This is a genomic window from Dyella sp. (genome assembly GCF_035685885.1).
Lineage (GTDB): Bacteria > Pseudomonadota > Gammaproteobacteria > Xanthomonadales > Rhodanobacteraceae > Dyella.
Map to the genome: position 1 here is coordinate 43,420 of NZ_DASRZX010000005.1, position 10,494 is coordinate 53,913.

Genomic DNA, 10,494 nt, shown 5'->3' on the forward strand with positions numbered 1-10,494 from the left:
GAGCGCACCCAGTGCGCGACAGGCGTTGCAGCTTCCCCGCTTCGTCGGCTTTTCGCGCACTGGGTGCGCTCCTACAGCGAGCAATGTGCGCTCAGGGTGCGCGATAGTCCTGGTACGACTTTTCTTCCACCAGCTGCGAGCCGAGCTTGAGGTTGATCTCGCGCTTCACGGCTGCGCGCTCGTCGTTGCGGAAATACACCGAGCGGGCCAGTTCGATGAACTCCGCGTCGAAGGCCTGTGCCTTTTCCTTCAGGCGAATGCGGTCCTCGATGTCCCACAGCGCTTCATTCACCGCCAGCAGGCGGGCGCGCTCGTCACTGATGTCGGGATGCGAGGCGGGATGCGCGGCCCACGTCTGGTTGAGCAGGTCCAGCTCGGTGCGCACGTTGGTCAGCTTGGCGGCATCGGACATCTGCCGGGACTTGATCTCCAGGATGGTGATCTTGTCGATCAGCTCGCCGTAGGAAACCGGGACTTGGATGAGGCTCATGGGAACTCCGCGGATGACTGTTGACGCCTGCCGTATCGGTCACGGCACGCGGGCGTCGAAGTTCACATGATAGCGGGGTCTTGTCCGATGGTTCAGTCTCTTTGGTTAGACTGATGCCGCACCCGACCCAAGGAGAGAAAGTCCATGCTTAACCCCCGTATCGTCGCGCTGTCGCTGGTTGCCCTGCTTGCAGCGGGCCCGATGGCTGCGAGCGCCCAGTCCACGCGAAGCAATGGCAACGTGCTGGTCCGCAACGACGGCATCTTCATCCGCTGCGACCAGTGTGGCTCGGTGGAAGCCATCGACCAGAACATCAGCCAGGGCAACGATCACAGCATGGCGGGCACCATCATCGGCGGCATCGCCGGCGGCGTGCTGGGCAACCAGGTTGGCAAGGGCAAGGGCAATACGCTTGCCACGGTGGCAGGCGCGGTGGGCGGCGGCTATGCCGGCAACCGCATCGGCGCGAACAGCGGCCGTCCCAATGCCAGCTACACGTTGCGCATCCGCATGGGCAATGGCGCTTACAGCAACGTCACCGTGCCGGACGCCAGCGCCATTCGCGTGGGCGACCTGGTGCAGATCGATCCGCAGGGCAACATCGTCCGCATCCAGTAATTGCCTGCAGCACGACGAAAAGGCCAGCTTTGAAGCTGGCCTTTTTTATTGCCGCAAGAACATCAGCGTGGCCGCGCGCGCCTCACGCGTCCGTCGAGATCATCGAAAAATGCCTCGGGAAGCACCGCTTGCACAGGCACCGACCACCAGTGTGCCTGTGGGAACAGCCGGCACTTCACCGCGTCCTTGTCGGTCATCAACACGGGTGTGCCGTCGCCAAAGCTGAGGTCATCCGGCGAAAACGCGTGGTGATCGGGAAACGCATGCTCGATCACCTGCAGGCCCTGTGTCCGCAGGCTGGCAAAGAAGCGCTGTGGATGGCCGATGGCTGCGACCGCATGCACGGCCTGGCCGGAAAAATCCGCCAGCGGCCGGAAATGGCCGTCCACCAAGGCTCGCGCCCGCCCACCGGCCAGTTCCATCGGCACATCGCCGTTCGCCACGACGCCGCCGTTGCAGATACGGAAGTCCACCCGCTGCAGGCGTGACATCGGCTCCCGCAGTGGTCCGGCGGGAAGCAGGCGCCGGTTGCCAAAGCGGCGCACGCCGTCGATGACGCAGATTTCCACGTCCCGCGCGAGGCGGTAGTGCTGCAGGCCGTCGTCGGCAATCACCACGTCGCAACCGGCCTCGATCAGCAATTGTGCTGCCGCCGGACGATCGCGCCCGATCGCCACGGCCACGCCACTGGCGCGGATCAGGCAGGGTTCGTCGCCCACCTGCGCCGGGTCGGGCGAGTCGCCAAGCAGCATCGGCCCCCTTTGCGAACCTCCATAGCCACGACTCACCACACCGGGGACATGCCCGCGACGGCGAAGCGCATCGGCCACGGCAATGGTCACCGGCGTCTTGCCGGTGCCCCCCACGCTGAGGTTGCCGATGACCACAACGGGTACCGGCAAACGCACGCTGCGCAGGACACCAAGCCGGTACAGGCCCCCTCGGAGGGCGGTCAGCGCGCCATACAACGCGGCCAGTGGAAACGTCCACCATGGCGCGCGGCCGGTGCCATACCAGGCTGACTCCAGCCGTTCGGCCAGCGTCGCGGCGGGCACGTCAGTCGGCGCCGCCATCGTGGAACTGCATGCGATGCAGGGCTGCGTAGTGGCCGCCCAAGCCCAAAAGCTCGGCGTGCGTGCCGCGCTCGACGATACGCCCCTGATCCATCACGGCAATCTGGTCCGCGTGTTCGATGGTGGACAGGCGGTGCGCGATCACCACGGTGGTGCGGTCACGCATCAGGCGCTGCAGCGCCTGCTGGATGAGACGTTCCGATTCGGTATCGAGTGCGCTGGTCGCCTCGTCCAGCACAAGGATTGGCGCGTTCTTCAAAATGGCGCGCGCAATGGCGATGCGCTGGCGCTGGCCACCGGACAGCATGTTGCCGCCCTGCCCGATCGGGCTATGGATGCCCTGCGGCATGTGCTGGATGAATTCCCACGCATTGGCGGCCTGCGCCGCGGCAATGATGTCAGCCTCGCTAGCGCCGGCCAGTTCGCCATAGGCGATGTTGTCCGCCACCGTGCCATCGAACAGCACAACGCTCTGGCCCACCCAGGCGATCTGTCGGCGCAGGGAATCGAGCGTGTAATCGGCGTAGTTTTCGCCATCGATCACGATACGGCCGCCGGTCGGCTCATAGAACCGCGGCAGCAGGCTGACCAGGCTGCTCTTGCCGCTGCCCGAGCGGCCGACCAGCGCCGTCACCGTGCCCGGCGCGCAATGCAGGTCGATGCCACGCAGGGCTTCATAATCGTTGCGCGGGTAGATCAGGCGGACATCCTGGAAGGCGATGTCGCCGCGCGTGCGATCCAGCACCTTGGTGCCGCGGTCGATTTCGGGCGGCAGATCAATCACCGAGAACAGGTCCTCGCAGGCAGCAAGGCCGCGCTGGATGTTCGACTGCACATTGGTCAGGCGCTTGAGCGAAGGCATCATGCCGCCCATCGCCGAGAGCACGGTGATGAAAACGCCCGGCGAAATCTGGTCGATCACCGAAGGACGCGTGCCGAGGAACACCAGCAACGCGAGCGCCAACGCGGCGGCCGTCTGCACCGTGGAGCTGGACATCGCGCTGGTGGCAGCCATCTTCAGGTTGAGGCGGCGGCTGTGGTCGGTGATGTCCGCGAAGCGGCCTGCCTCGTGGGCCTGCCCGCCGTAGATGCGGATCTCGCGATGCGCGCCGACCGATTCCTCGACGCTGCCCGTCACCGTGCCCATGTTGCCCTGGATGCGACGGCTGATCTGGCGATAACGGCGGCTCACCACGGTGACGATCAGCACTACCGCCGGCACCATCACGAACAGCGCAAGGCTGAGGTAGGCACTCGTGCTCAGCATCACCCAAAGCATGCCGAACACGGTAAGGCCTTCGGTCACCGACACCTTCACCGCGTCGGTCGAGGCCTGTGCCACCTGCTCGCTGGTATAGGTGATGCGGGAAACCTGCTGGCCGGAATGCTCGCTGCCAAAGAACGCGGCGGGCAGCTTGAGGTAGGCATGGAACACGTCCAGCCGCATCACCTGCACCACGTTGCGACCGATGTAGGCCACACCATAGTCGCTCAGGAAAATGCCCGCGCCACGCAACAGGAAGATGCCGATGATCCAGATCGGCATCCAGAAGATCAGGTACGGGTCCTTGTTGGTGAGCAACTGGTCGATCAGGGGCTGCAGCAGCCGGGTGAAGCCGGCAAGACAACCGCTTTCGATCACCATGCCCAGCAACGCGAGAACACCCACCGGCCAATAGCGCGCCGAATAGCCCAGCAGGCGCCGGTAGGCGCGCCACGTCTGGACGTCCCAGATCTTGACCTTGGGGGAACTCACTTGTCGCTGTCCGCCTGGGTCGGCGTGGTCGCGATGGACAGCTTGGTAAAGCCCAGCTGGCCCAGCGCATCCATGGCCGTCACGACGTTCTGATGTGGCGTCATCGCGTCGGCACGGATGGTCACCTGCCGTTCGCGGTCATCACCCGCGACATTGGCGATGGCTTGCTTGAGCGGATCGATGCCCTCGCCCAGCACTTCATCGCTACCCACGAAGAAATGCCCGTCGCGATCCACCACCACGGTGAGCGCAGGCGCCTGCATGTCGCGTTCCTCGGCACTGGACTTGGGCAGCGTCACCTGCATCCGCGAGTGCTGGATGAAGGTGGTGGTGAGCACGAAGAACATCAGCAGGGTCAGCAGCACGTCGATCAGCGAGATCACGTTGATCTCGAAATCATCCTGCCGGCGGTCGTTGCCGATACGCATGCGTCAGCCCGCGCTCGACTCGGTGGTGCTGCGAGTGGTGCGCGGACGCGGCACCGGCTGGTTGACGGTGAGGTCATCCAGCAACGCGGTGGCCTGCTTTTCCATGTCCACGCAATAGCCAGCCACCTTGGAACGGAAGTAGCGGTGCAGCACGTACGCGGGGATCGCCACTACAAGACCGGTGGCCGTGCAGATCAGCGCCTCGCCGATGCCGCCGGCCATCTTCATCGGATCGCCCACGCCGCCCTTCATGACGTCCATGAACATGCGGATCAGGCCGATGACGGTGCCGAGCAGGCCCAGCAGCGGACCGATCAGCGCGATGGTGCCCAACGTGTTGAGGTAACGCTCCATGCGATGGACGACATGGCGGCCGGTGTCCTCGATGCGCTCCTTGATCAGATCGCGCGGACGGTTGCGCACGGCCAACGCCGAGGCCAGCAGTTCACCCAGCGGCGAGCCGTTGGCGAGCGTCTCCAGATGGCTGGGATCGAGTTGGCCCGTGCGCGCCCAGGTGCGCACTTCCTCACCCAGGCCGGGCGGCAGCACCGAGCGACGGCGCAGGGTCCAGCAACGCTCCAGCACGATCGCCAGGGCGACCGCCGAACAGATCAGGATGGGCAGCATCGCCCATCCACCAGCCATCAGGATTTCCAGCACAACGACTCCAGACCACTCGATCGTTTAGGAAGGGCGCATCATAACAGCCTCATCTACCCGTTCCGCGGCACCGGTGGCAGTTGCGCCACGTGCCAGGGCGGCGCCCGTCTCAGCTTATTCGCGCCAGTAACGCGCCTGTCGTTGCCGCCAGCAGTGCGCCACGTACGGCGGCGCGTTCGCCGGGAAGTTGACCTCGATGGCACCACGGGTGGCCGTGTTCAGCCACGGCACGCCCGCAGCCTCGTAGCGCTGGATCACCAGCGGATGGGGATGGTGGAACCGGTTGCGCCAGCCCGACGAGATCAGCGCCAGCACGGGCTTCGCTCCGGTGATGAGCGCGGAGCTGGACGAGGTGCGGCTACCGTGATGCGGCACGGACAACACCAGCGGCGGCCCAGGCGGAATCGCGGCCACCACGGTCGGTTCGATGCGTGCGGTCATGTCGCCGGTCAGCAGTGCCCGACCCGCACGGCCTTCCACCAGCAACACGCATGAGCGGTCGTTGGCAGGCCCTTCGGCGCCACCGGAAGGCAGCACGGTAATGGTCACGCCGTCCCAAGCCCAGGCATGACCCGCTTCGCAGGCTTTCATGGGAATCGGCAACCGCTCGGGTTCGCCCGAATAGCGCTCCGCCTCCGGAAAACCCGCCGCCACGGCAGGAATGCCGCCCGCATGGTCGTTGTCCGCGTGGCTCGCCACCAGCACGTCGACGCTGCGGATGCCCAGCGCATGCAACGAAGGCAGCACGACGGCCTCACCGAGGTCGTAGTCCGAAGGAAACCGCGCGCCCGCGTCGTAAACCAGGAAGTGGTGTCGGGTACGCACCAGCATGGACAAGCCCTGCCCCACATCGAGCGTCCAGAGCTGGAAACCGCCCTCTTCCGGAACGTCGCGCCTGGACAACAGCAACGGCAGGAACAGCAGCGCGCCTATCCAGCGCAGGGGAATGCCACGGGGCATCAGTAGCCACAGGGCCCCGATCATCGCCAGCAGCAAGGCCCACAGGTGCACTTCGGGCAGATACCAATGCGCGCCGGGCCAGATCGCCATGCGGTCGAGCAGCCACCATTGCGCGTGGGCCATCTGCCCTGCGAGCCACAACACCGGCGAAGCCAGCATCGGGCAGGCCACAAGCAACAGCACGCCTATCAACGTGCAGGGCACGATGACAAAGCTCACATACGGCACGGCCACGAGGTTGGACAGCGCACCGACCAGCGACGCCTGCCCGAAGAACCACTGCGTGAGCGGCATCAGCGATATCGTCATGGCCAGTTGCGCCGATGTCAGTTCGGTCAGGAATCCACGCAGTCCGTGACCACGCGTGGTGAGGCAGGTCATGAGGAATGCCACGCCCACGAACGACAGCCAGAACCCCGCCGACAGCACGCACAACGGGTCGAACAACACGACCACGAACAGCGCGAGCGCCAGCGACTGCAAGCCTCCCGATTGACGCCGCAATCCGCGACACAGCGCCACGACAGCAATCATCAGCAGCGTGCGCACCGTGGGCAGGCCAAAGCCGGCGAGCGCGCTGTAGATGAAGGCTGCAACCAACGCCATGCTGGCCTGCACCTGCAGGCGCGGCACACGCAATGCCAGCGCAGGCAGCAGCGAGTAGAAAAGCCGCGCCAGCCAGACGCCGAACACGGCGGCGACACCGACGTGGAAGCCGGAGATGGCCAGAAGATGCGGGATGCCGTTGGCCCTCGCGACATCCCAGTCGCGAGGGGTCAGTCCCCGGATGTCGCCGACGGCAAAGGCGCGGATCAGCGCCGCGTCGCGCGTGTCCGCGATGCGATGCGCCATTCCTGCGCTGATGGCGTCACGCACACCATCGATGCACCACGCCGTGCCCAGCAGGCGATTGCTGTCGTCGGCGCGGACATAACCGGTCGCCACGATCCCTCGTTCCAGCGCGCTGCGCTCGCCGTCCGATCCACCCGGATTCAACAGCCCGCGCGGCCGCTTCACGCGCAAGGTCAGTTGCCAACGCCCGCAAGGTGCCACCTTGGCATTGTCGTCGTACCAGTTCGCACGGACCCGACCGCGCAGCGCAAGCGGCTGGCCGCCACGAGATGCCTGCTCCACATCGAAAAGAAAGCCAACGGCGCCCTCGCTGCGAGTCGGCAGATCGATCACCTTGCCGATGACCTGCACATCTTCGCCTTCCAGTTCGCGAGGCAGGCGCGCGTCCATGGCACCGTGACCGTGCCAGCAGGCCCATGCCATGCCGAATGCAAACCAGGCCAACCAACCGCAACGCCGAAAGAACCACCCCAGCGCGAAGGCTGCGATCGCCACGACTACGCATACCCAGCGCGGCGGCAACACTACCAGCCACTGCACGACCAGCACGCCAAGCAGCAGCATCAACGCGGGCGTGATCGCTCCATCCTTGCGCATCGGACACCTCCCTGTGGAAGGCCACAGGTTAGGCGTCGACGCTCAAGCGCGAGGAGGAAAGTCGTGTAGGCGTCCGCTTGTGAGTGCGACGCGGGCGAAGATCAGGCGTAGACCTTGTCCACCAGCATGCCGTTGTGCAGCTCCAGCGTGCGATCCATGCGCGCGGCGAGCCGGCCGTCATGCGTGACCAGAATGAAGCTGGTGCCGATCTCGCGATTGAGCTCCAGCATCAGGTCGTAGACCTGCGCCGCGTTGCCCTCATCGAGGTTGCCGGTGGGCTCGTCGCCCAGCACCACGGCCGGACGCGTCACCAGGGCACGCGCCACGGCGCAACGCTGGCGTTCGCCACCAGAGAGTTCCGAGGGCTTGTGGTCGAGGCGCTTGCCCAGGCCCACGCGGCCGAGCAACTCGCCCGCCTGGCGCTCGGCTTCCGCGATCGCCATGCCGCGGATCAGCAGCGGCATGCACACGTTTTCAAGCGCCGTGAATTCGGGCAGCAGGTGATGGAACTGGTAGATGAAACCCATCGAGCGGTTGCGCACGCGACCACGATCGGCATCGGAAAGACGCGAAAGATTCTTCCCTTCCACCTCCACCTCGCCGCGGGTCAGCGTATCCAGACCGCCGATGATGTGCAGCAGCGTGCTCTTGCCCGAGCCTGATGCGCCGACGATGGCCAGCGTCTCGCCGCGCTTCAGCGTGAAGCTCACGTCGGCCAGCACGTCAGTCTTCAGGTCGCCTTCTTCGTACGTCTTGGCGATGTGGCTGGCGCGCAGCACGATGTCGTTGTTGTGGCTCATGGGCTTACTCATAACGCAGCGCCTGCGCAGGCTGGGTGCGCGACGCGCGCCATGCGGGATAAAGGGTGGCCAACAGCGAGAACAGGAAGGTGATCAGCGCCACCCAACCCACGTCGCTGGCCAGCAGCTTGCTGGGCAGCTCGCTGATGTAATAGACGTCCGGCGAAAGGAAAGTGACGCCGGTGACGTGTTCGATCCACTTGACGATGCCCGGCAATTTCCACGACAGCAGCGAGCCCAATCCCACGCCAAAGCCGATGCCGACGAAACCCACCAGCACGCCCTGCACCATGAACATGCCCATGATGCTGCGCGGCGTGGAGCCCAGCGTCCGCAGGATGGCGATGTCGGCCTGCTTGTCGGTCACCAGCATCATCAGCATCGAGATGAGGTTGATCACCGCCACCAGGATGATCAGCGAGAGGATGATGAACATCACCTTCTTCTCCATCGAGATGGCAGAGAAGAAGTTGGCGTGGCTGTCCATCCAGGTTTCCACGCGATAGACCTGTCCGAGCTGGTCGGCCAGCTCATGTGCCACGCCGCGCGCATTGAACATGTCGTCCAGGCGCAGGCGGATGCCGGTAGGGCCGTCGATCTGGTTGAGGCGCTCCGCATCGGCCATGTTGACCAGGGCCAGGCCGGAGTCGAACTCCTGCATGCCCATCTCGAACACACCGGCCACCCTGAAGCTGCGCAGGTTCGGCACGCTGCCGGTGATCGGCGACGAATGGAACGCGGGCACCGCCATGATGACCTTGTCGCCCACGGCCACGCCCAGCGTCATGGCCAGCTCGCGGCCCAGCACGATGTTCCAGCTGCCCGGCGTGAGGTCGCTCAGCTGGCCCTCGACCATGTGCTGGCCGATGTCGGACACCTTGGGTTCCTGCGCAGGCTCGATGCCGCGCACCACCGCACCACTCGGCCGGCGAGCCTGCAGGAAAGCCTCGGTCTCGATGTAGGGCGCCGCACCGCGCACATGCTTGTTGGCTTCGGCGATCTTCACCGCTCGTGGCCAGTCCTGCACGCTCTGCCCGGGCATGCCGGACACCGTGGCATGCGAAATGGCGCCCAGGATGCGCGAACGCAGCTCATCGTCAAAACCGTTCATCACCGACATCACCGTGATCAGCGCCGTCACGCTGATGGCGATGCAGACGATGGAAACGGTGGAGATGAAGGAAATGAACTGGTTGCGACGCTTGGCGCGGGTATAACGCAGGCCGATGAATAACTCGAGCGGTCGGAACATTAGGGCGGTCGCTTGTGGGTTCTTGGGGGCTGGCCGCCCGTGTAACGCTGATTATCGCCTGAGATGCGGCCAAACCGTAGGACCGCGTTCAGCCGGCAGAGTGCCCGGGCTCTTTGTCCTTGGGCTGCGAGGCCAAAGCCAGTCGCATGCGAAGGCGGCGGCGAATGTCGGCATCGCTATTGTCGGGGGCAAGCAACAGCGACACGGGGCCAAGGCCGGCCGCCACCAGATGCAGCCACACCACCTGCTCGCCCGCCGCGCGAAACGCATGCAACGACGCGCGTTTGTCCTCGCCATCGACCGTGCGCAGGCTCCAGCCGGCATGGTGGCTCCAGCCCGCGGCGACGATAGAGCTCCGCGAAAATCGCAGCAGGGTCCTCACCACGGCCAGAGCCAACACCGCACTGAGCACAACCTTGAGCATGATGGAAATGGCACCCAACCAGAGTGCCAGCGCAGCGAGCGAAGCGACAGCCAGAAGCACGCCGCTCAGCCAGTGCGAGGGCCGATATTCAAAGCCTATGGCGGGTGCGGATGTCATCGATGATGGCCTGCCAGTCCGCACGCGTTGCCTTGGCGTGCCCCATCACCCAATCCCACAGGTCCGGGTCCTGCACGTCGAGGAGTTCTTCGAAGGCTTGTTGCTGCGCTTCGTCGGCGCTCGCGAAGCGTTCGTCCAGCCATCCACCGAACAGGGCGTCCAGTTCGCGGGTACCGCGGCGGGTGCGCCAGCGGAGGCGTTTGATGCGGGCTTCTTCCATAAATGATGCAGAGCGCCTCCTGCCGAGCGCTCCCTCTCCCCGAGGGGAGAGGGCAAGGAAGTGCGTTTAGGCGCGACGCTCGACGATCAGCTTCTTGATCTCCGCAATCGCCTTGGCCGGGTTCAGACCCTTAGGACACGTGCGTGCGCAATTCATGATGGTGTGGCAGCGATACAGCTTGAACGGATCTTCCAGATCGTCCAGGCGGGCACCAGTGTCCTCATCGCGGCTGTCCACGATCCAGCGG

Annotated in this window: 11 protein-coding genes and 1 pseudogene; 1 reads left to right on the top strand and 11 read right to left on the bottom strand. The window is 65.1% G+C overall.

The annotated features are described in order from the left end of the window. Nucleotides 1-91: 91 nt before the first annotated feature. Entirely contained in the window at nt 92-490 is a 399-nt protein-coding gene (locus tag VFG49_RS01165) for a DUF6165 family protein (RefSeq protein WP_324857545.1), read from the bottom strand. A 144-nt stretch (nt 491-634) separates the two neighbouring features. Between VFG49_RS01165 and VFG49_RS01170 the strand changes: the two genes are divergently transcribed. Beyond that, complete coding sequence (locus tag VFG49_RS01170; protein ID WP_324857547.1) at nt 635-1,108, top strand: glycine zipper 2TM domain-containing protein; 474 nt, start codon at nt 635-637, stop codon at nt 1,106-1,108. Between the two features lie 62 nt (nt 1,109-1,170). Here the strand turns inward: VFG49_RS01170 and lpxK are convergent, their stop codons facing one another. The 10 genes and pseudogenes from lpxK to VFG49_RS01220 form a co-directional block, all read right to left on the bottom strand. Then, the gene (gene lpxK / locus VFG49_RS01175) at nt 1,171-2,181 is read right to left on the bottom strand and encodes a tetraacyldisaccharide 4'-kinase (protein WP_324857549.1); all 1,011 of its coding nucleotides are present in this window, start codon (nt 2,179-2,181) and stop codon (nt 1,171-1,173) included. Further along, entirely contained in the window at nt 2,165-3,937 is a 1,773-nt protein-coding gene (gene msbA, locus VFG49_RS01180) for a lipid A export permease/ATP-binding protein MsbA (RefSeq protein ID WP_324857551.1), read from the bottom strand. The genes lpxK and msbA overlap by 17 nt, the downstream gene beginning before the upstream one ends. Next, nucleotides 3,934-4,365 (bottom strand): biopolymer transporter ExbD, encoded by a 432-nt coding sequence (locus tag VFG49_RS01185; RefSeq protein WP_324857553.1) that lies wholly within the window; start codon nt 4,363-4,365, stop codon nt 3,934-3,936. Before VFG49_RS01185 ends, msbA begins: the two co-directional genes overlap by 4 nt. Before the next feature lie 3 nt (nt 4,366-4,368). Next, entirely contained in the window at nt 4,369-5,010 is a 642-nt protein-coding gene (locus tag VFG49_RS01190) for a MotA/TolQ/ExbB proton channel family protein (protein ID WP_414649017.1), read from the bottom strand. A gap of 129 nt (nt 5,011-5,139) precedes the next feature. Then, nucleotides 5,140-7,434 carry a DNA internalization-related competence protein ComEC/Rec2 gene (locus tag VFG49_RS01195; RefSeq protein WP_324857558.1) on the bottom strand — a complete coding sequence of 765 codons (2,295 nt, stop codon included), beginning with the start codon at nt 7,432-7,434 and terminating at the stop codon, nt 5,140-5,142. Between the two features lie 101 nt (nt 7,435-7,535). Continuing rightward, complete coding sequence (gene lolD, locus VFG49_RS01200; protein WP_324857561.1) at nt 7,536-8,234, bottom strand: lipoprotein-releasing ABC transporter ATP-binding protein LolD; 699 nt, start codon at nt 8,232-8,234, stop codon at nt 7,536-7,538. Nucleotides 8,235-8,238: 4 nt separating this feature from the next. Next, nucleotides 8,239-9,486 (bottom strand): lipoprotein-releasing ABC transporter permease subunit, encoded by a 1,248-nt coding sequence (locus VFG49_RS01205; RefSeq protein ID WP_324857563.1) that lies wholly within the window; start codon nt 9,484-9,486, stop codon nt 8,239-8,241. A gap of 88 nt (nt 9,487-9,574) precedes the next feature. After that, nucleotides 9,575-10,027, bottom strand: coding sequence for a hypothetical protein (locus tag VFG49_RS01210; RefSeq protein ID WP_324857564.1), 453 nt, complete (start codon nt 10,025-10,027; stop codon nt 9,575-9,577). Beyond that, nucleotides 9,999-10,247: a succinate dehydrogenase assembly factor 2 gene (locus tag VFG49_RS01215; protein WP_324857566.1), complete on the bottom strand. Its 249-nt coding sequence runs from the start codon at nt 10,245-10,247 to the stop codon at nt 9,999-10,001. Before VFG49_RS01215 ends, VFG49_RS01210 begins: the two co-directional genes overlap by 29 nt. A 66-nt stretch (nt 10,248-10,313) precedes the next feature. Further along, nucleotides 10,314-10,494, bottom strand: a pseudogene (locus VFG49_RS01220) (succinate dehydrogenase iron-sulfur subunit); the annotation flags it as partial.

What these genes read in the sequence shown, in the direction of transcription:
- VFG49_RS01165 (WP_324857545.1), bottom strand. Translation starts at nt 490, where the DNA reads ATGAGCCTCATCCAAGTCCCGGTTTCCTACGGCGAGCTGATCGACAAG.
- VFG49_RS01195 (WP_324857558.1), bottom strand. Translation starts at nt 7,434, where the DNA reads ATGCGCAAGGATGGAGCGATCACGCCCGCGTTGATGCTGCTGCTTGGC.
- lolD (WP_324857561.1), bottom strand. Translation starts at nt 8,234, where the DNA reads ATGAGCCACAACAACGACATCGTGCTGCGCGCCAGCCACATCGCCAAG.
- VFG49_RS01190 (WP_414649017.1), bottom strand. Translation starts at nt 5,010, where the DNA reads ATGGCTGGTGGATGGGCGATGCTGCCCATCCTGATCTGTTCGGCGGTC.
- VFG49_RS01170 (WP_324857547.1), top strand. Translation starts at nt 635, where the DNA reads ATGCTTAACCCCCGTATCGTCGCGCTGTCGCTGGTTGCCCTGCTTGCA.
- VFG49_RS01205 (WP_324857563.1), bottom strand. Translation starts at nt 9,486, where the DNA reads ATGTTCCGACCGCTCGAGTTATTCATCGGCCTGCGTTATACCCGCGCC.
- VFG49_RS01185 (WP_324857553.1), bottom strand. Translation starts at nt 4,365, where the DNA reads ATGCGTATCGGCAACGACCGCCGGCAGGATGATTTCGAGATCAACGTG.
- VFG49_RS01215 (WP_324857566.1), bottom strand. Translation starts at nt 10,247, where the DNA reads ATGGAAGAAGCCCGCATCAAACGCCTCCGCTGGCGCACCCGCCGCGGT.
- lpxK (WP_324857549.1), bottom strand. Translation starts at nt 2,181, where the DNA reads ATGGCGGCGCCGACTGACGTGCCCGCCGCGACGCTGGCCGAACGGCTG.
- VFG49_RS01210 (WP_324857564.1), bottom strand. Translation starts at nt 10,027, where the DNA reads ATGACATCCGCACCCGCCATAGGCTTTGAATATCGGCCCTCGCACTGG.